Source organism: Zoogloea sp. 1C4 (genome assembly GCF_009469605.1).
GTDB classification, from domain to species: domain Bacteria; phylum Pseudomonadota; class Gammaproteobacteria; order Burkholderiales; family Rhodocyclaceae; genus Zoogloea; species Zoogloea oryzae.
Map to the genome: position 1 here is coordinate 1 of NZ_SSXU01000035.1, position 18,558 is coordinate 18,558.

The following is an 18,558-nucleotide window of genomic DNA, read 5'->3' on the forward strand; positions in this document are numbered from 1 at the left end:
GTCGAGTGCATCGGCAAGGGCAAGGCGCGCCAGCCCTATGAATTCGGGGTCAAGGTGGGCATTGCCACCACCGAGAAAGGCAACCTGATCGTCGGCGCCCGGGCCTTTCCGGGCAATCCCTACGACGCTCACACCCTTGCCGAGCAGATCGAGCAGGCGACGATCCTGATGCAGGACGTCAAAGGCGCCCCGAAGCCCCACACCGCCATCGTTGATCTCGGCTATCGGGGTGTGGAGGTGCCCGGGGTCGAGATCATCCACCGGGGCCGAATCAAGAACCTGAGTGCCAAGGCGCGTCGTCTGCTCAAACGCCGTCAGGCGGTGGAACCGGTGATCGGACACCTGAAGGACGACTGTGGGCTACGGCGGAACTGGCTGAAAGGATCTGAAGGGGATGTGCTGCACCCGGTGCTCTGTGCCGCGGGCTACAACTTGCGCTGGCTACTGCGGGCGGTGGCTCGTTTGGGGCTGACGGCCCTTTTTGCGCTCGGCGTGCTGGTCGGGATGCTTGGGCGGCTGCTCAGTGGCAACGCAGCCTGGCCGTCAGGCTGGCGGCTGCAAGCGACGAATTGAATATTTCAGGGCCGACTATTTATCAATGACTTAACGGTATGAATTTTACCGAGAGTGGCGCGGGTTCACAAGGGGGTTGGCGTTAAGTTGGGAGCATTGCTCGCCGCCATGGAATCCGGCGATCAGGACGGTTGATCAACCACCTCGCCAGGCTCCGTACCCCTGAGGTAAGCGCTGCGATAGTCCTTGGCAAGCTGCAACCAGTCGCAAGGGAGAGTGATCTTGCCAAAGTGCTCGACAACGCAGCAGTCCTTCCAATAAGCATGCCCATCGGACTCAACAATGGTTTCAAATCCGAGCGCGTGCAGTTTCTCTACGATGGCCTCGATATCGTTCGGGCTGCCGGAGCAATAGCGGACGAGATGTTCATCGAACGCGACCCTGTCTGCGTAATCCGTTTTAAATTGCGCCCAGCCTCCAGGGTATTTCCCCTCGATGATTTTTATCGGGAAGAAAAGATTAATGAAACCAAGTGAGATGGCCATCAGGAATGAATGATCCGGTTGGTTGGCGGCGTTCCCCGGCTATCGGCGTCGCACGGGATGCGGTGGAGTGCGACGAAACCGATGGAGCATCGTCCAAGCGGTTTGGTAGCTGCCAAGACCAAGCACGCGCTGCAAGCCGAGCGCACTGCCCTCCAGTTTCTGATTGGTGGCATATCAGGCAGCAGCTAACCACACTCGCAAGGGTGTGCGGGTTTTCTCAAAAATGGTACCCGCCGTCACTGAAGTTTGATGCCTACTGCGGCGACACATCAACCTCAGTCGGGTAGCGCGATAGGGCTGCTCATTGGCACCGCAGGCCGGACAGACAAAACCATGCGGCCATGCGTAATCGCTCGATAAAGGCCAAGCAAGCATTTTCACTCAGGAACCAGTCCAAAAACTCGTTCCACGTTTGCGGACAGTCTACGCCGGCTACTGGGATTGTCATGTATATAAATGTACAGAAATCCAGCCGGTGGAGCTAAGTGGATACCCCTTACGTATGAACAGTATAGGCCTGCTACTACCGCCGATGGGCTTTGTTGCACCCCCCCCGTCCCAACGTGTAGGCTCTGGGCATGAGTGAAGGCAAGCGCCCGCGGGGCAGATACAAGACGACAAACTGGGCCGACTACAACGCGGCACTCAAGGCCCGAGGTTCGCTGACGGTCTGGCTGGACACTGACATGCAGTGGTACGCCTCAGCCACCGGCAAGCGTGGCCGCCAATCGACGTTCTCCGATGCGGCCATCCCGTTCTGCCTGAGCATCAATTGCCTGTTTGGGCTGGCTTTGCGCCAAAGCCTGGGAATGGTCGAAAGCCTGTTGCGCCTGGCCGGTCTGGTTTGGAAGGTGCCAGACTTCAGCACCGTCTGCCGCCGCCAAAAGAGCCTAAGCGTCAAACTACCCTACCGGCCCAGCACGACGGCACTGGAGTTGCTAGTGGTGTGAGTTATAAATTCGTCACAGCAGATCTGGTGAGTTGATCCTGGAGTCCAAGCCTTGGAAGGAGACAACCATGGCTGCCTCGCATGCGGTATCGATCACTCTGTCCGAAGCCGATCGGACGATGTTGCAGAACTGGACGCGACGGCGTTCCACTGCTCAAGCGCTGGCGTTGCGTGCGCGCATCGTGCTCGCTTGCGCCGAGCCCGGCATCACGAACCGGGAGGTAGGCGCCCGTCTCGAGGTCTGCGAGATGACGGTGAGCAAATGGCGACGCCGTTTCGCTGCGCTCGGCGTGGACGGCCTTGTGGACGCGCCCCGGTCGGGCGCCCCGCGCACAATCCTCGACGATCAGGTCGAGCGCGTGATCGTCACGACGCTCGAATCCGTGCCCAAGAATGCCACGCACTGGAGCACCCGAACACTGGCGCGGGAGATGGGCATGAGCCAGTCGGCGATCTCGCGCATCTGGCGTGCCTTTGCCCTGGCGCCGTATCGCAGTGAAACCTTCAAGCTCTCGACCGACGTGCATTTCATTGAGAAGGTGCGTGACATCGTTGGGCTGTACCTGAACCCGCCTGACCGAGCGTTGGTGCTGTGCGTGGATGAGAAGCCCTCGATCCAGGCCATCGAGGACACGGCCCCGGTCTGGCCGATGGGCCTGGGGCAAGTGGAGCGACATACACACGACTACCTCCGTCACGGTACAACGGACCTGTTTGCCGCGCTCGATATCAAGGCGGGTACCGTGATCGGGGAGGTGCATCGCCGTCATCGCAGCCTCGATTTCCGGCATTTCCTCGCCACCGTCGAGCATGCGACGCCGCCCGAATTCGATCTGCATCTGATTTTGGATAATGCGAGCACCCATAAGATGCCGCTGATCCGTCGCTGGCTGTTGCGCCATCCGCGCGTTCATCTGCACTTCACGCCGACTTCAGGCTCCTGGCTGAATCTGGTCGAAGCCTGGTTTTCGATCCTCACCACTCGCCGGCTCAAGCGCGGGCGCTTTCGCTCCACCTGTGCGCTGGAAGCCGCCATTCGCAACTACATCGCCGAGAATAATGCCCACCCCCGACCCTTCGTCTGGACCAAGACGGCCGACGAAATCCTCGCTTCCGTCGCAGCCTTTGCCCAACGAACTTCTAACTCACACCACTAGAGCTTGTTCTGAACTATGACAAAAAATCCGCCAAGCTCCTGATTTAAAGTCTCTTCTACCTTTTGAGTTGTCGAGCTTTGTATTCATTTGGATGTTCGTAACCCATTGAATTTTTTCTACAAACTAAACTCGATTGACTTCATTCAGAACAAGCGCGGCCGGCGAGAAGCCCTGGATGTAGGCGTAGAGGCTCTCGCGCAGGTGGTCCTGGTCGCCGAGCAGTTTGGCAAGGTCCAGCGGCGAGGTGTTGTAGAAGCTCTGCCCGGCCTTGCGCAGCAGGAAGGCGTCGGGGCTGATGCCGGCCTGGGGCTTGGTATCGAACTCGGCGAGCACCGCCGCCTTGGTGCCGGCCAGCACGCAGTCGAGGCGACGCAGCACCGTGAAGGGCAGGACGACCTTGCCGTACTCGGATTGTTTGTAGTCGCCTCGGAGGAGGTCGGCGATGGACCAGATGAAGGACGAGAGGGCTGGGTGGTTCATGATACGGGCGGGCCGTGCAGGGAAGGGCGCGCAGGATCGCGGCGCCGCCGGGATTTTACGGCGCATGAGTTGTTTGCAGGACGGCGCGTTGCGCGCGCGGGGCTCCCGAATGTTGTCTCAGTGCATCCCGCGTTCACGCACACCGAGCGGAGCTGCAGTGGTCAAAGCGCCCCTTCTATTTTGGGCTTACCTCACGTGATGGCGACCCCCAAAACTCGCTTTACAGGGAAGAAGATGCAGACAGCGGGACGAGGGTCTCCACGCCCCTCGTCCCGTCCCGATGAAGAACTACTCAACCCGCGGCTCGGACTTCCGTTCCGCGCTATTCCTCTCGATCGCCTGCAGCAGACTGAAGCCGCTCACTGTGCACAGCCAGACCAGGCCCCACGCAGCCTCCTCCCCCGCGTTCAGCCAGAAGAACCCGCTGAGCAGCGTCGACAGCGCCGCCACGATGATCCGCGGCACCGGCTGGGGTACCCAGGACAGGATCGCAGAGGCCAGCGAGCTCATCAGCAGGACGTAAGCGATCCCGCCAATGTGGCTACCGGTCTGGTGGAAGTCCATCTCTCCCATCGAGAACGCCATCCAGGGCATGAACCACAACAGCACGCCGGCGATCCCCAGCAGTGTTCCAACGACACGTTTGTCCATTTGATCGGCCTCCTTTCTGGCCTTACTTGCCGGCACGCTCGGCCTGGTTCACAAACGCCCCTTTGAAATCCTCCGGGATGTAGCTGTCGACCACCGTCACCTTCCCCCCGACCACCTCGGCGGCGGCTCGGACGTTGTTCATCGTGCGCGGGATGAACTGGCTCGAGTCGCCGATCAGCGAGCGCCCGACCGCAGCGCTGATCCCCTGCGGAGTCAAGCCGCTGTTCGCCCGCACGAAGGTCGCGTGGATATCGATGTGGTAGCCATCCTTGTAGGGCAGCACGCACAGGAAGAAGGTCGTCTGCTCACCGTACTGCGCCATGCTGGTGTTTTCGGTGGAAACCGTCATCAGCGCGTTCTTGCAGACCGGGACGCGGATGCTCTGGGCCTGGGACGCCAGCAGCGCCCCCATCTTCGAATTCGCAAACGGATCCTGGAGTTCAAAGCGCCCCGGGGTGGCCGGCAGTTCCGCCGGGGGAATCTCCCGATTCACCCGCAGCTTGCTGGCACTCGTCTGCACGGCGTCGAGCACCGCCTTCAGAAACAGGTTCCGGTCGAGCGTGGCGGGTTTGACGTCGTAAATCACGAAGGTCGACTCGGTGTGAACCGAGGGTTTCATCGACGCACAGCCGGTCAGCGCGATGCCGAGCACCAGTGCGGTCGTCATCTTGTACATGGTTTGTTCCTTATTCGTATTCGATGGTTGGGCCATGTTTGCCGCAGCTAAAACACCGCGGCGGCCCGGGTTCGGTGGGTCTTGCGACCGTAAAGCTAAGGATTCCTTAGTATGCCATAGCTGTCCTTCCTAAGAATCTCTTAGTCCTCAGCACGGAGGACGGGGATGGAAGAGAAGTCGGTGTTTGCCAGGCGGCTACGGGCGGCCCGGGAGGCGAGAGGCGTATCGCAAAAGCAGCTCGGCATCCTGGCCGGGATCGACCAGTTCGTCGCCAGTGCGCGGATCAACCAGTACGAGCGGGGCAAGCATGTGCCGGACCTGCAGACCGCACAGCGGCTGGCTACGGAACTGAATGTCCCGGTCTCCTACCTGTATGAGCCGGATGACGACCTGGCGGAGCTGATCCGGCTCCTGGGCGCGTGCTCCCGGGACCAGCGCCACCAGTTGATCACCCAGCTCCAGACCCTCCCAAGCGCCTGAGCCTGGCGACACCCCGCCTAAAGCAGCCCCGCATCACGCTGTCGATACAGCGCCTCGATACGCTCCCGGCACCGCGCATGCGCCCGCTGAATCCCGCCCAGCACACTGAGCGGCGCCCGGCGCATCGCCCCTGTCCGCTCCGCGTGGCCGGCGTCGGTCAACTCACCCTGCAACCACAGGGCGTCCAGCAACTGGATGGCGAGATCGGCGCGAACGAAGAGGTCCACATACGCGCTCGCCAGCGGCGTGCGGATATCCGCGCTCAAGGCCTCGACCCGGCCCGGTTCGCCCGAATTGAGGCCGGCGGCGGCTAGCTGGGCCCGCGTCCAGTCGATCATCTTCTCGACCTTGCGCGCCTGCTGCGCGACGCAGTCCTTCAGACCTTGCAGTTCCTCCAGGGGGTAGGCATCCCGCAGGACATTGGGCGCAAAGACGCACACCGCGTAGAGGCGGCGACTGGCCTCTTCAAAGTTCCACTTCCAGACGCCGATCAGGCGCGGATTGGCCAGATCGACGGTTCGGGTGATGCAGGTGCCACGCAGAGTCCGAGTTTGAAGACGAGCGAAGCCATCATGTTGATCCATGAGAATCTCCAAGCAATTTCGAGGATGGGAATGACGGGACGTCCGCTGTCAGAAACAGCATACCGAAACGTCCCGACTTTCAAAGCGAGCGACCGCCGCCGCCGCGGGGGATCGCGGCGGCCCTGCCGAGCTCACTCCCGCACGACGTAAGGCCGTCCGCCCAGGTGGCGGTGATAGGCACCGAAGCCCCCGTCCCGCGCCGCGTGGCGGCTGACGAGATCGGCCTGGCCCGAGAGGCGGTCCACCGTCGACAGGATGTGGGCATCCAGGCTCAGGGGCTCCCGCAGCCCCAGCCAGTCAGGCGCCCCCTTGGCGGCGGTGATCGCATGGAGGAGCGCCAGGTAATGGGCCTCGGGGATGATCACCCGGTGCTGGGCCCGGGCCGCGGCGATCCACTCGAGCACCGTGTGCTTGTGGCCGAGCAGCGCCCCGCGCTCCGTCATCTCGTAGCGTCCGCGCATCGGATTGAACTGATACTCCTCCGCCTTGCCCGCGTCGTGCAGCAGGCTCGCCGCGATCAACACCGGCAGATGCACCTCCGCATGATGGCAGCCGAGGGTGCGTGCCCGTTCGGCGACTTCCAGCGCATGGCGGAAGTTGCCGTTCCGGCCGTTGTGATGCCCCTGCAGCGAACTCGGCCCCTCGAGATAACGCTGGAAGCGCTTCGGATCCCAGAACACCGCGTTGAAGAGATGCTGCAGCGGCCGCCCCAGGCCCTCCCAGAAACGCCCCGCCCGCGCGACGAGCTTCCGGTCCCGGACCCAGGCGTGGGGCACCGTATCGAAAGGATTCAAGCTCGCCTCGGGCCGTTCGAGTTTCACCAGCCGCGCGATCCGGATCGCCCCCAGGGTGCTGGTCGGCCGGCCGAGCCAGCGGATCGACACCAGGCTGCCCGCGGTCAGGCGGCTGTCCGGATGGCGGCACAGCCATTCCACCCGCAGCACCGCCCGCTCGTGGAAGACGACCGCCACGTTAATCAGGTTGCGCGCGTCGAAGGGCAGGCGATCGATCGACTGGACCCGGAAGACCGGCGGCAGGCGGTCGATGAGGTGATCCGGTCGGGGAAGCTGGGACAGATGGCCCAGTGAAAACACGGTTTGACGAACATCAGACATGGCGGCTCTCCTGGGTGGGACTCACGGGCAAGGGGGTGTCGGCAATCGACTGGGTGATCAGGCGCTCAAAGGCCGAACCATCCCGGCGGGTCAGGTTGGGGACGTAGCGGGAATAGACCCGGAACAGCATCTCGGTGGTCGTGTGGCCGAGTTGCCGCGCGATCCACTCCGGCGCCTCGCCGGCGGCGAGCCACAGGGTGGCCGCCGTGTGCCGGCACTGGTAGGGCCGCCGCTTCTTCAGCCCCAGGTGACGAAGGAGCGGATACCAGACCCGATTGGTCACGTTCTTGTGGTCGAGGGGCTTGCCGAGCCGATTGCAGAACACGAACGTCGAAACCTTGCCGGTCGCCGCCTGCTGGCGCTTCAGAGCCTCGAAGACGAGCTGGCTCATCTGGATGTCCCGCTGGGAGCCGTCGGTCTTCGTGTACTCCTCGTCGCCGAGGACCACCGTCTCCCGCACCAGGATCAACCGGCGCTCGAAATCCACGTACTTCCACTTCAGCCCATCCACCTCGCCGGTGCGCATCCCGGTGAAGAAGCGCACGGTGAAGTAGTCGCGGAAATCCTCCCGCACCGTGGCGAGGATGGCGCGCACGTCCTCGAGGGAGAAGGGATCCACGTCGGTGCGCTTGATGCGCAGCTGTTTGATGTTCTGGCAAGGCGTGGGAAAATTAAAGCGGTCGGCCGCTTCGTTGAGGATTTGCCTGAGCGGGTTCAGCATCTTGTTGATCCGTGCAGCAGACAACTTTGTTTCCTTGCCCCGCGCAGTCACTTTGCCGAGTTCGGCGCGGTAGGCAAGTACGTCAGCCTTGGTGATCTGGCCGACCGCCTTCTCCCCGAAGCGGGAAATCAGGCTGTCAAGCTCCCGGCGGATCGTGATCCGGTGGGACTTGCGCCACTCCACCTCCTTCTCCAGATACCAGGTCTCCGCGAAGTCCTTGAAGAGGGGCGTCGGGGCGACCGTGGGTGTGCTCGGTGCAGTCACCGTCACGGCGACGCTGACCGCGGGGGCGGCGTCGAAGCGCGCGGCGTTCTTGCTGGCCGGGAAGTAGCGACGGTAGTCGAAGGTGCCGGCGGCGATGTCGGCTTCAAGCATCTTCAAGACCTTCTCCATCTTCTTCTTGTTGGCGGCCGTGTCCGGAAGTGTCGTGTACTCCCGGCAGCGAGCGCCTTCATAACGAAAGTCGAAGAACAGCGCACCAGTCTGGCCGTGCTTGCGAATGCTACCCATGGCAGACACCTCCATTTGCCATGGGGATAGCAAAGTGGCTTTCAACCGACTTCAGGCCCATGTCGCGCTTGATGTGCTCCCAGATGTACAGAATCTTCCGGCCACCAAACGGGCGGATGTAGTGCGTCCCTTCGATCAACACGCTGTCTTTCAGACGTTCCCGAATCGTCCGTGGGTCGTACTTGATGCGAGCCGACAACTCGTCGGTGGTGAGGTAGGTCAGTTCCATGACTTGCTCCTTGATGATTAATCGGATCGGTGGTCTTCATTAACGATCACCTGATAACAAATTTAATCACCTCTATGCGCAATGTCAACGGCAGGCGATAATATTTTTTATCACCCGCCACTAAACAGACTCAGGTGCAAGTCATGATCAGGTTCAGGCTCAAGGAGCTTATTGCAGAGAAGGAGTTCCGCGAACGACGAGTGATCACGATGACCGAGGTCGCCGCTCAGACCGGGATCAATCGGATGACGCTATCCAAGATTGCCAACCACCCCGGTTACAGCACCGTGACGGACAATCTTGATCGTCTATGTGACTACTTCGGGTGTCGACTCGAGCAACTCGCCGAGCACCTTCCGGACGAAGGCAAGCCTGCAGGGGAGAAGGAGCAGTAAAGTGAGGAGGGCGCCCCGTGTGCTGCTGAAGTGTGGGCCAGGGAAGCACGGGGCAAACTGCCTGTTTGCCGAGCGGGGTGAAAAACGGGTGGGCCAGCGGTGGGCCAAATTTGGGCCAAGGCTGGGCCAGAAACAAAAATGGGCCAGATCTTTCGATCTAACCCATTGATTTGTTTGGCGCGCCCGACTGGAGTCGAACCAGTGACCCCTGCCTTCGGAGGGCAGTACTCTATCCAGCTGAGCTACGGGCGCGCGGTAAATGGCGGCAACTTGACGTTGCGCGGCGCGCAGGATAACGCGAATCCGCCCCCGAGTCCATGCTTAGCCTGACAGAAGGGGAATACCCTCGCTATAATCAACGCTTTAAATCATTGAGCCCGTTCTCGAGGAATTCAGCATGTCGGATTTTCGTCGTTCTGCCCCCGTCCATTCCTACGCGCGGATCGCGCTTTCCATCGGTGTCGCCGCCCTGGCTACCCAGCTCGTGGGCTGTGGCAAGAAAGCGGCTGTCGACGATGAACTCGCCGCCAAGCTGACCCAACCGGTTGCTCAAGTCGAACTCCAGGCCGCGCCCGCCGCTGCCCCGGGTAGCCGCAAGGGTGAGGACATCTACGCCTCCGTGTGCGGCGCCTGTCACGAATCCGGCGCTGCCGGTGCCCCGAAGGCTGGCGACAAGGCCGCCTGGGCGCCGCGTCTGGGCATGGGCTTCGATGGCCTGGTCAAGTCTGCCGCTGCCGGCAAGGGCGCCATGCCGCCCAAGGGTGGCGCTGCCGATCTGACCGACAACGAACTCAAGCGCGCAGTGGCCTTCCTGGCCAACAAGGCGGGTGCCGGTTTCAAGGCGCCGGACTGATCTGGTCCACGGCGCACCCGGCATCGCGCCGGATGCGCCGCCGAAATGAAAAAAGCGCAGACCGAAATCTGCGCTTTTTTGTTGGGTCCCCCGCGAATGCCGTCAGGCTTGCATCCTGAACCGGAGTTCAGGGGGGTCGCTTTCCTTCCGCCTCAGGCACACTCGACTAGGAGCGCGCACACCGGCGGTTTCTTTGGGCCGCGACCCATGTCACGTAGACATTGGTTCAAGGAGTTTAAAGCCTTAACCAACACCGCAGGGGATTAATCAAACCTTTTGAAACCGTACCCTGAAAGGGCGTTCAGAAGAGCTTTTCCTGCTCTGCCAGAACCCCGTCGAGGCGACTGTTCATGCGTTCGATTCTACGCTTGAGCGTCGGGATGTCAAACCCGCCGGCACGCTGAAACTGAAGAAATTCGTGCGTGATGTTGAGCGCCGTCATGACGGCCAGCCGCTCGCCGGCCGAGTTGGTCTTGACGGCGAGATCACGCATCTTTTCGTCGAGATAGGCCACCGCGGCAAGCAGGCCGTCCTTCTCTTCGGGCTTGCAGCCGACCCGGTATTCGCGGCCGAGCAGCTTGATGTCGAGTTGTTCCATTCAGGCCTCCAGCCGGACCGGCCAACAGGCGGACCGGCAACGGGTGCGGGGTTTGAGCTCAGGCTTCGGGGATTCGGGCGAGCAGCGCTTCGAGGCGGCTGCCGACGAGGCCGAGCTTGTCGTTGAGTTCGCGGTTGGCGGTCTCGAGGGCGTCGACGCGTTCCTGGAGGCTGCGGGCGTCAGCCAGGGCGGCGGCATGCTGGCTGCGCAGACGCGCCTGCTCTTCGGCATGGCGGGTGAGCAGCTGTTCGAGTTTTTGTTCGAGCGAGGCGAGTTCTGCATCCATCCGGCGAATGTTAGAGAGGGGCGGGGGAGCGGTCAAGCAAGCCAGACGCGGGCGCGCAGCGAAGGGCGTCGGCGGCGCTGCCCGGGCCGAAACAATCAGCCAGCCGGGCCAGGTCCATGCTCTGCTCGATGCTGTCGGCGAGGCGGTCGAGATCGGCCTGGCGGCGGGCGGCAAGATCAACCCGCACGGCGTCCGTCACGCCGGCCCAGGCGAGCAGGGCGGCCAGGGCGTCCGGGTGATCGAAGAGACCGTGGAGGTAGCTGCCGATGATCTGCCCGTCGTCGGAGCGCACGCCGTCGGCACGGCCATCGGCCAGCAGCACGGACGGCGACGCCAGCCCAAGGCCTTGGGTGACGCCCATGTGGATCTCGTAGCCGGCCACCGGCGGGCTGCCGGGCAACGCGAGGGTGCCGGTGATGTTGCCGAGCTGCTTTTCGGCTTCGAGGGTGGTTTCCACGTCCAGCAGGCCGAGCCCAGCGACGCTGCCCGGCGCGCCTTCAAGGCCGAGCGGGTCGTGCAGCTGGCGGCCGAGCATCTGGTAGCCGCCGCAGATCGCCACCAGCTTGCCGCCGTAGCGCAGATGTCGCCTGATCGCGGGCTCCCAGCCCTGGGCACGCAGCCACGCCAGATCGGCCTGGACGGCCTTGGAGCCGGGCAGCACGATCAGGTCGGCCGGCGGGATGGCCTGGCCGGGCCCGACCCAGCTGAAATCCACCTGCGGATGCAGGCGCAGGGCGTCGAGGTCGGTGTGGTTGGAGATGCGCGGATACACCGGCGCGACAACGCGCAGCCCGGCCTCGCCCTTTTCGGCGCGGGCGTCGGCCAGCGCGTCTTCGGCATCCAGGAAGAGCCCGTGCAGGTAGGGCAACACGCCCAGCACCGGGCGGCCGGTGCGCGCCTCCAGCCAGTCGAGGCCGGATTGCAGCAGGCCGATATCGCCGCGGAAGCGGTTGATCACAAAGCCCTTGACCCGCGCCTGCTCGGTGGGCGAGAGCAGCTCCAGCGTGCCCACCAGATGGGCGAAGACGCCGCCGCGATCGATGTCGGCGACGAGGATCACCGGGCAATCGACCACCTCGGCGAAGCCCATGTTGGCGATGTCCCGGTCGCGCAGGTTGATCTCGGCCGGGCTGCCGGCGCCTTCGACGAGCACGGTGTCGTACTGAGCGCACAGGCGGTCGTGGCTCTCGAGCACGGCGGCCATCGCCCGGGGCTTGTAGTCGTGGTAATCCCGCGCCGACAGGTTGGCCACGGCGCGGCCGTGGATGATGACCTGGGCGCCGATGTCGGTGGAGGGCTTGAGCAGCACCGGGTTCATGTCGGTGTGGGGCTCGAGGCCCGCGGCGATCGCCTGCAGCGCCTGGGCCCGGCCGATCTCGCCGCCATCGACGGTGACCGCCGAGTTGAGCGCCATGTTCTGGGGCTTGAAGGGCACCACCGACACGCCCCGGCGCGCCAGCAGGCGGGCCAGCCCGGCGACGAGGGTGCTCTTGCCGGCATCGGACGTGGTGCCTTGAACCATCAGGGTGCGGGCTTGACGCATGTTTTACAATGGGATGGCACAAAAGCCGCCGATTATCCCATGTCCGCCCTGCACCTCACCGTCCTGTTCTCCGTTGCCGTCCCGATGGGCCTCGGCCTGCTTCTCGACCGCATCTTCGGCGAGCCTTCCCATCACCACCCGCTGGTCGGCTTCGGGCGCTATGCAGCGGCCGTCGAACGGCTGATCCGGCGCGTTGCCGACGGGCGCGGCGCCGGCCTGCTGGCGTGGAGTGTGGCGGTACTGCCGTGGGTCGCGCTGGCTGGCTCGCTGAAGGAGGCCGACGCCTGGCTCGGCCTCGCGATCGACGTGGGCCTGCTTTACTTTGCGGTGGGCGGCCGCAGCCTCGCCGAGCACGCCCGGGCGGTGGGCACGCCGCTGGCGGCAGGCGATCTGGCCGGCGCCCGCCAGCGCCTGTCGTGGATCGTGTCGCGGGACACCGCCGAGCTGGACGAAGCCGGCGTCGCCAAGGCCACCGTCGAATCCGTACTCGAAAACGGCAACGACGCGATCTTCGGCGCGCTGTTCTGGTTTGCCCTGCTGGGCGGACCGGGGGCGCTGATGTTCCGCCTCGCCAACACGCTGGACGCCATGTGGGGCTACCGTAACGAACGCTACCTGCGCTTCGGCTGGGCCGCCGCACGCATCGACGACGTGCTCAACTTCATCCCGGCGCGCCTCACCGCCCTCAGCTACGCGCTGCTCGGCCACACCGCCGCAGCCCTGCGCTGCTGGCGCACCCAGGCGCCCAGCTGGGACAGCCCCAACGCCGGCCCGGTGATGGCGTCCGGCGCCGGTGCGCTGCACGTCAGTCTGGGCGGCCCGGCGGTCTATCACGGCCACCTGGAAACCCGCCCGACCCTCGGCACAGGCGCCCCGGCCCGGGCCGCCGACATCGACAAGGCAGTGGCGCTGGTCCACAACAGCGTGTGGCTGTGGCTGATGGCGATCGCCGCGATCAATGTGCTGATCCATGCTTGAGCACGGCGGCCGCCTGCGCGTTGCCGCGCGCCGCTTCGGGATTCCGCTGTCCGACTGGGTCGATCTGTCCACCGGCATCAACCCGCAGCCCTACCCGGTCCCGCCCCTCGCGCCGGAAGTCTGGCAGCGCCTGCCCGAGACTGACGACGGCCTCGAGGCCGCCGCCGCCCGCTACTACGGCAATCCGCTGCTGCTGCCGGTAGCGGGCTCCCAGGCGGCGATCCAGGCCCTGCCGGCGTGCTTTCCCCCGGGCCGGGTAGTGACGCTGGCGCCCACCTACGCCGAGCACCCCTACGCCTGGCGCGGGCACGCTGTGCGCGCCCTGCCCGCCGACGCCGTCGACGCGGCCGTGGATGACGCCGACACCGTGCTCCTCGTCCAGCCCAACAACCCGGACGGCCAGCGCTTTGGCCGCGACCAGCTGCTCGGCTGGCATGCACGGCTCGCCTCACGCGGCGGCCGGCTGATTGTGGACGAAGCCTTCCTCGACGCCGAACCGGGCGACAGTCTGGTGCCGCTGGCGAGCCAGCCTGGGCTGATCGTGCTGCGCTCGGTGGGCAAGTTCTTCGGGCTGGCGGGGGCGCGGGTGGGTTTCGTGTTTGCCGAGGCGGCGCTGCTCGACGCCCTCGCGGAACGCCTTGGCCCGTGGGCAGTCTCAGCCCCGGCCCGGGTGGTGACCACCGCCGCGTTGTCGGATCTGGCCTGGCAGGATGTAGCCCGGCAGCAGCTCAACGTCGCCAGCCAGCGGCTGTCCGCCCTGCTGGCCCGCCACGGCCTTGCCGGCGGCAGCGGCACCGCGCTGTTCCAGTGGCGGCCGCACGCTAAAGCCGAAGCGATCCACACCCGGCTGGCCGAGCAGGGCATCCTGACCCGCCTGTTCGACGCCCCCGCCGGCCTGCGCTTCGGCCTGCCCGGGGCCGAAGCCGAGTGGACGCGCCTCGATGCCGCCCTCGACCGACTGAATCTGACCTGACCCGCACCCATGCGCCGCCTGATCCTCGCCCCGCTCATCGCCCTCGCCTGCGCCGCCGTACCGGCCCGCGCCGCCATCGACATCACCGACGACCAAGGCACGCCCGTACATCTGGACAAACCCGCCGCCCGCATCGTCAGCCTCGCGCCCCACATCACCGAGCTGCTCTTTGCCGCCGGCGCGGGCGACAAGGTGGTCGGCGCGGTGCAGTACAGCGACTACCCGGAAGCCGCGAAGAAGATCCCCCGCGTGGGCGGCTACACCTCCATCGACATGGAGAAGGTCGCGGCCCTCAAGCCCGATCTGGTGATCGCCTGGAAGAGCGGCAACCGTGACGCCCACCTGGGCAAGCTGCGCGCGCTGGGCATTCCGGTGTTCATCAACGAGCCGCGCAAGATCGACGATGTGGCGAAGAGCCTCGCCCAGATCGGCAAAATCGCTGGCACCGAGGCCGCCGGCGACGCCGCCGCCCAGGCCTTCCGCAAGCGCCACGCGGCCCTCGCTGCCCGCTATTCGTCGCGGCCGCCGGTGCGCGTCTTTTACGAAGCCTGGAACCGCCCGCTGATGACCGTGAACGGCGAACACCTGATCGCTGACGTGATCCGCCTGTGCGGCGGCGACAACGTCTTTGCCAAACTGCCGATGCTGGCCCCGACCATCGACGTGGAGGCCGTGCTGGCCGCCTCGCCCGAGGCCATCGTCGCCAGCGGCATGGGCGAAGCCCGCCCGGAGTGGCTGGACGACTGGCGCCAATGGACCAAACTGCCGGCCGTGGCCAGGGGCAACCTGTTCTACATCCCGCCCGACCGCATCCAGCGCCACACGCCGCGCATCCTCGACGGCGCCGAACGGCTATGCGGGCAGCTCGAAGAAGCCCGCGCCCGGCGATGAGCAGCGTCCGCCCCGCCATTCTGGCGCTCGCGCTGGCAGGCACCAGCCTCGGCGCAAGCGCTGCCGACAGCGGGCCGCTGCCGGGCGAGACCGTCACCCGCATCGGCCAGATTGCCGCCATCCCCGCCGACCAGCGCAAGGTGCCGGGTTTTGCCGGCGCCTGGCGGCCCGCCGCGGCCCAGGACAAGGTCGTCGAACGCATCGCCGCCCTCGCCGCCCGGGCCACGCCCACGTGTCGTGACATCCACGTGACCGCCACCCGCCAGGCTGCGCCGGATCTCATCGAAACCCGCCCAACGCGGGTGCATCACGCGCTGGAACGCTGGACAGTCGACGCCTGCGGAACGCCCCGCGACTACGACGTGTGGTACCGCTACGAGCCGAAAGCGTCGCGGCTGGTGGTGACCGAGAGCGCCATCGACGATTTCCAGGCCGAACTCGATCCACCGCTTCGCCGCTTGCGCGAACTGGCCGCCCAACGCCGTGCCGACGAGGCCGCCGGCGGGGTGCGCTGGCTCAACCTGCCGCTGCCGCCCGACTCCATGCCGGCCACCACGCAAGCCGCCCCTGCCGGCAAGCCCGGCCCGTGGAGCGCCGATTTCGTGCCGCTTGGCGAATCGATCCGCGAATGGACCCAACTGGTGTCGGTGCAGGGCCTGCCGCGCATCGCCGGGAGCGGTCAGGCCCGGGCGCTGCTCGAAGGCATGCAGGCCGCCCGCGCGCGGGCCTGCGACGTGCCGGCCGGCCCGGTCGTCACCCTGCAGCCCGGCGACAGGACCGAGGGCGAAACCCTCAAGACCGTGCTCGTCTGCCCCCAGGTGCCGGGCACCAACTTCGCCGAGATGGCCGTCATCAAGGCCATCGAAGGGCCCGACCTGATCTACGTGATCCAGCGCGCCTGGCGCCTGCCCGCCGGCGATGCCGACAAGGTGCGCGCCGACAGCCGCGAGGCCCAGGCCACCGCCGACGCCTTCATCGACAAGGTGCAGCTGTGCAACCCCGCCGCCGACACCCGCGCCTGCCCGGCGCCCTTCCCCCGCTGAACCCGACTGTCGTAACCATGGCCCGCCTCCCCGAACGCATCGTCTGCCTGTCCACCGAAACCGTCGAAGCGCTCTACCTGCTGGGCGCCGAAGACCGCATCGTCGGCATCTCCGGCTTCACCACCCACCCGCCGCGGGCGCGCAAGGAAAAGCCCAAGGTGAGCGGCTTCAGCAGCGCCAAGGTGGAACGCATCCTGGCCGTCGAGCCGGATCTGGTGCTGGCGTTCTCGGATCTGCAGGGCGACATCGCCCGCGACCTGATCAAGGCCGGCGTGGCCGTGTATGTCTTCAACCACCGCAGCGTGGAGGGCATCCTGGCGATGGTCGAGACGCTGGGCCGGCTGGTCGGGCGGGAGGCCGCCGCGCTGGATCTGGTGGCCGATCTCGAACGCACCATCGCCACCGCCCGGGCGGAAGGCGAGGCCCGCGCGGCGCGGCTTGGACGTCGGCCGCGGGTCTACTTTGAAGAATGGAACGAACCGCTGATCACGGGCATCCGCTGGGTGTCGGAGCTGATCGGCATCGCTGGCGGAGAAGACTGTTTTGGCGAGCTGTCGATCCACCACTCGGCGAAGGAACGCATCCTCGCCGACCCGGCGGTGGTCATCCCCCGGGCGCCGGACATCATCATCGGATCGTGGTGCGGCAAGCACTTCCAGCCCACCCACGTGACCAGCCGGCCCGGCTGGGACACCATCCCCGCAGTGCGCGACGAACGTGTCTTCGAGATCAAGTCCGCCACCCTGCTGGCGCCGGGCGTCGCAGCCATCCGCGAAGGCCTGCCGGCCATCGGGCGCTGCCTGGACAGCCTGCTGTAAAGCCGCAGTCTAGCGGCGCCGCACGCCCACGACCTTCTGGTACAGCCCGCCGAAGAGCGTTTCCTTGCGCCATTCGAACCCAGCCGTCTCGGGCACCAGGGTTTCGATGGATTCCGCCAGCAGCGAATTGGCGAACGGCTCCAGATAGCGGAACACCATCGCCATCACCGGCCGCAGCGGATGCCACCAGCGCGGCTGGTGATAATCCACGAAAACGATCTTGCCGCCCGGCTCCACGGCCTCAAGCAGGTTGGAGACGATCGCCCGTCGCACCGGTGCAGGCACCTCGTGGAGCAGGAAGAAACAGCACACCGCGTCGAAGCCAACACCCAGCGGCTCGGTCAGATCGGCCACCTGAGCCCGCGCGTTGGGCCAGCCCAGCAGCTTGCGCCGGGTGTTGGCCACCTGGATCGGCGCGACGTCGACCACGTTGAGTTGGCCATCCGACCCGAGCCGACGGGCCATCCTCACCGAAAAATCACCATACACCGCCGCCGCCTGCAGCACCCGCTGACCCGGCGAAAACTCGGCGACAGCCGCATCCATCAGGCGCCCGGCATTACCCCAGAGAATGGTGGACACCACCACCGGCTGATCCAGCCATCGAACCGATCGTCGATCGAGATAGGCCCAGGTGTAGGTGTCGCGGAGGTAGGCGGGAACTGGCGAAGACGATGGATTGGGCATCAATCAGAAAAGTCGGACGACATCTGTCATCCGTCAGAAGCGCTCTGGGAGCAAACAGTGGAACGATACCAGCAACTCGGGGGGTGGGGTATCGGCGTCATCGAGTCACGACGGAGTCGGCTCCGTCGGCCTCGAAGATCGCGGTCTCGAGGCGTGCTACGGACTACTTTGTGAATCGCTGAAGCTGATCCATGCCCCGATTGTTCTGCTTCTGGATTTGCTCGGTCAGCTTGCGCTCCGGCGTGCCGGGATCCGGGGACCGAGATGACTCGATCCTCCGCTGCCGCGCCAGCATCTCCAACTCGGCGTCAGTGGGGATGGGAGATCCAGGGGGCTGGCAGGCGTAAGCCTTGGGGTATTCCTTGCAGAAGGGGCTGTTGAGGCGGCGGTCGACACTGCGCAGTGAGCGCACAGAATCCGACGTGCACGCGGGATGTTGGGATAATGCAGCAGTCTTGCAACTAAATGAATTTCCCGCTTTTTTTTTCGAATCCTATTCCTTCCATGCATCTATTTGACTCTATTACCTCGACAACACTCATCGAGGCATTCCAGTAAATGGAATGATAACCGCACTCTAGCATCGCCATCTGTACCTCAACAGTTGGGCACCTCGAATAACCCGAGGTTTTCAGTAAATCCCACTGCGCAACGATGATCGAGACCGAATCTGGTTCAATTCCTTCGGCAAATCATCGCCTTCTCCAGCGGTGCCGCCCCGTTTTTTCCTCGAATCGCCTCGGGCAGCGGCGATTCGGCCCATTTCGGGCGTCAGAAGGCCCTGATTCCGGCCTTCTGGAAGTAAACCAGCCGCTTCAGGTTGTAGCAGGCCGCCATCATCGTCAGCGCAAAGTTCGCCCGCGCCTGGCCGATGGTGCGAAGC

The 18,558-nt window shown here is 64.9% G+C and carries 22 protein-coding genes, 1 tRNA gene, 1 other RNA gene and 3 pseudogenes; 11 read left to right on the plus strand and 16 right to left on the minus strand.

The annotated features are described in order from the left end of the window. On the plus strand, window positions 1-573 hold a 573-nt coding region (locus GH681_RS21430; protein WP_153163580.1), incomplete at its 5' end, for a transposase. Window positions 574-695: 122 nt separating this feature from the next. Here GH681_RS21430 and GH681_RS21435 read toward each other — a convergent pair. Both GH681_RS21435 and GH681_RS21440 read right to left on the minus strand, forming a co-directional pair. Then, window positions 696-1,058 (minus strand): hypothetical protein, encoded by a 363-nt coding sequence (locus GH681_RS21435; RefSeq protein ID WP_153163581.1) that lies wholly within the window; start codon window positions 1,056-1,058, stop codon window positions 696-698. Between the two features lie 69 nt (window positions 1,059-1,127). After that, a pseudogene (locus GH681_RS21440) lies at window positions 1,128-1,506 on the minus strand (transposase); the annotation flags it as partial. A 130-nt stretch (window positions 1,507-1,636) separates the two neighbouring features. Here GH681_RS21440 and GH681_RS21445 point away from each other — a divergent pair. Both GH681_RS21445 and GH681_RS21450 read left to right on the plus strand, forming a co-directional pair. After that, window positions 1,637-2,002 (plus strand): annotated as a pseudogene (locus tag GH681_RS21445) (transposase); the annotation flags it as partial. A 73-nt stretch (window positions 2,003-2,075) separates the two neighbouring features. After that, window positions 2,076-3,164, plus strand: coding sequence for an IS630 family transposase (locus tag GH681_RS21450; RefSeq protein ID WP_153163582.1), 1,089 nt, complete (start codon window positions 2,076-2,078; stop codon window positions 3,162-3,164). A 123-nt stretch (window positions 3,165-3,287) separates the two neighbouring features. Here GH681_RS21450 and GH681_RS21455 read toward each other — a convergent pair whose 3' ends face one another. The 3 genes from GH681_RS21455 to GH681_RS21465 all read right to left on the minus strand — a co-directional run bounded on the left by GH681_RS21455 (window position 3,288) and on the right by GH681_RS21465 (window position 4,971). Then, window positions 3,288-3,644: a type I restriction-modification system subunit M N-terminal domain-containing protein gene (locus GH681_RS21455; RefSeq protein ID WP_153163583.1), complete on the minus strand. Its 357-nt coding sequence runs from the start codon at window positions 3,642-3,644 to the stop codon at window positions 3,288-3,290. Window positions 3,645-3,932: 288 nt separating this feature from the next. Continuing rightward, window positions 3,933-4,295, minus strand: a complete 363-nt coding sequence (locus GH681_RS21460; RefSeq protein WP_153163584.1) for a hypothetical protein — start codon at window positions 4,293-4,295, stop codon at window positions 3,933-3,935. A gap of 22 nt (window positions 4,296-4,317) precedes the next feature. Then, on the minus strand, window positions 4,318-4,971 hold the full coding sequence (locus GH681_RS21465) for a hypothetical protein (RefSeq protein ID WP_153163585.1): 654 nt from the start codon (window positions 4,969-4,971) through the stop codon (window positions 4,318-4,320). Window positions 4,972-5,136: 165 nt separating this feature from the next. Between GH681_RS21465 and GH681_RS21470 the strand changes: the two genes are divergently transcribed. Continuing rightward, a complete protein-coding gene (locus GH681_RS21470; protein WP_153163586.1) occupies window positions 5,137-5,451 on the plus strand; it encodes a helix-turn-helix domain-containing protein in 315 nt (104 codons plus the stop codon). Between the two features lie 17 nt (window positions 5,452-5,468). Here GH681_RS21470 and GH681_RS21475 read toward each other — a convergent pair whose 3' ends face one another. The 4 genes from GH681_RS21475 to GH681_RS21490 form a co-directional block, all read right to left on the minus strand. Beyond that, window positions 5,469-6,035, minus strand: a complete 567-nt coding sequence (locus GH681_RS21475) for a hypothetical protein (protein ID WP_153163587.1) — start codon at window positions 6,033-6,035, stop codon at window positions 5,469-5,471. 131 nt (window positions 6,036-6,166) lie between these two features. Next, window positions 6,167-7,150 carry an HD domain-containing protein gene (locus tag GH681_RS21480; protein WP_153163588.1) on the minus strand — a complete coding sequence of 328 codons (984 nt, stop codon included), beginning with the start codon at window positions 7,148-7,150 and terminating at the stop codon, window positions 6,167-6,169. Then, on the minus strand, window positions 7,143-8,381 hold the full coding sequence (locus tag GH681_RS21485; RefSeq protein ID WP_153163589.1) for a site-specific integrase: 1,239 nt from the start codon (window positions 8,379-8,381) through the stop codon (window positions 7,143-7,145). The genes GH681_RS21480 and GH681_RS21485 overlap by 8 nt, the downstream gene beginning before the upstream one ends. Further along, a complete protein-coding gene (locus tag GH681_RS21490) occupies window positions 8,374-8,610 on the minus strand; it encodes a hypothetical protein (RefSeq protein WP_153163590.1) in 237 nt (78 codons plus the stop codon). The genes GH681_RS21485 and GH681_RS21490 overlap by 8 nt, the downstream gene beginning before the upstream one ends. Before the next feature lie 143 nt (window positions 8,611-8,753). On the opposite strand from GH681_RS21490, the gene GH681_RS21495 reads away from it, so the two are divergent. Beyond that, entirely contained in the window at window positions 8,754-9,005 is a 252-nt protein-coding gene (locus GH681_RS21495; RefSeq protein WP_153163600.1) for a helix-turn-helix transcriptional regulator, read from the plus strand. Between the two features lie 175 nt (window positions 9,006-9,180). Here GH681_RS21495 and GH681_RS21500 read toward each other — a convergent pair. Beyond that, a tRNA-Arg gene (locus GH681_RS21500) sits at window positions 9,181-9,257 on the minus strand. Between the two features lie 145 nt (window positions 9,258-9,402). On the opposite strand from GH681_RS21500, the gene GH681_RS21505 reads away from it, so the two are divergent. After that, window positions 9,403-9,858: a cytochrome c5 family protein gene (locus GH681_RS21505; RefSeq protein WP_153163591.1), complete on the plus strand. Its 456-nt coding sequence runs from the start codon at window positions 9,403-9,405 to the stop codon at window positions 9,856-9,858. An 83-nt stretch (window positions 9,859-9,941) separates the two neighbouring features. Here GH681_RS21505 and ssrS read toward each other — a convergent pair. From ssrS to GH681_RS21525, 4 genes are all read right to left on the minus strand, one after another. Continuing rightward, window positions 9,942-10,123: non-coding RNA, 6S RNA (ssrS, locus tag GH681_RS21510), on the minus strand. 36 nt (window positions 10,124-10,159) lie between these two features. After that, window positions 10,160-10,456, minus strand: coding sequence for a cell division protein ZapA (locus GH681_RS21515; protein ID WP_153163592.1), 297 nt, complete (start codon window positions 10,454-10,456; stop codon window positions 10,160-10,162). A 58-nt stretch (window positions 10,457-10,514) separates the two neighbouring features. Continuing rightward, entirely contained in the window at window positions 10,515-10,742 is a 228-nt protein-coding gene (locus GH681_RS21520) for a hypothetical protein (RefSeq protein ID WP_153163593.1), read from the minus strand. Between the two features lie 10 nt (window positions 10,743-10,752). Then, window positions 10,753-12,285: a cobyric acid synthase gene (locus GH681_RS21525; protein WP_153163594.1), complete on the minus strand. Its 1,533-nt coding sequence runs from the start codon at window positions 12,283-12,285 to the stop codon at window positions 10,753-10,755. 39 nt (window positions 12,286-12,324) lie between these two features. On the opposite strand from GH681_RS21525, the gene cbiB reads away from it, so the two are divergent. From cbiB to GH681_RS21550, 5 genes are read left to right on the plus strand one after another with little or no spacing between them, the layout of a single operon-like run. Further along, window positions 12,325-13,263: an adenosylcobinamide-phosphate synthase CbiB gene (gene cbiB / locus GH681_RS21530; RefSeq protein ID WP_153163595.1), complete on the plus strand. Its 939-nt coding sequence runs from the start codon at window positions 12,325-12,327 to the stop codon at window positions 13,261-13,263. Next, entirely contained in the window at window positions 13,256-14,236 is a 981-nt protein-coding gene (gene cobD / locus GH681_RS21535; RefSeq protein ID WP_153163596.1) for a threonine-phosphate decarboxylase CobD, read from the plus strand. The genes cbiB and cobD overlap by 8 nt, the downstream gene beginning before the upstream one ends. 9 nt (window positions 14,237-14,245) lie before the next feature. Beyond that, a complete protein-coding gene (locus tag GH681_RS21540; RefSeq protein ID WP_153163597.1) occupies window positions 14,246-15,127 on the plus strand; it encodes a cobalamin-binding protein in 882 nt (293 codons plus the stop codon). Then, window positions 15,124-16,170 (plus strand): hypothetical protein, encoded by a 1,047-nt coding sequence (locus GH681_RS21545; protein ID WP_153163598.1) that lies wholly within the window; start codon window positions 15,124-15,126, stop codon window positions 16,168-16,170. The genes GH681_RS21540 and GH681_RS21545 overlap by 4 nt, the downstream gene beginning before the upstream one ends. A 17-nt stretch (window positions 16,171-16,187) precedes the next feature. After that, complete coding sequence (locus GH681_RS21550) at window positions 16,188-16,988, plus strand: cobalamin-binding protein (RefSeq protein ID WP_153163599.1); 801 nt, start codon at window positions 16,188-16,190, stop codon at window positions 16,986-16,988. Window positions 16,989-16,997: 9 nt separating this feature from the next. Here the strand turns inward: GH681_RS21550 and rquA are convergent, their stop codons facing one another. Next, entirely contained in the window at window positions 16,998-17,675 is a 678-nt protein-coding gene (rquA, locus tag GH681_RS21555; RefSeq protein ID WP_153163601.1) for a rhodoquinone biosynthesis methyltransferase RquA, read from the minus strand. Between the two features lie 771 nt (window positions 17,676-18,446). After that, window positions 18,447-18,558, minus strand: a pseudogene (locus tag GH681_RS21560) (IS5/IS1182 family transposase); the annotation flags it as partial.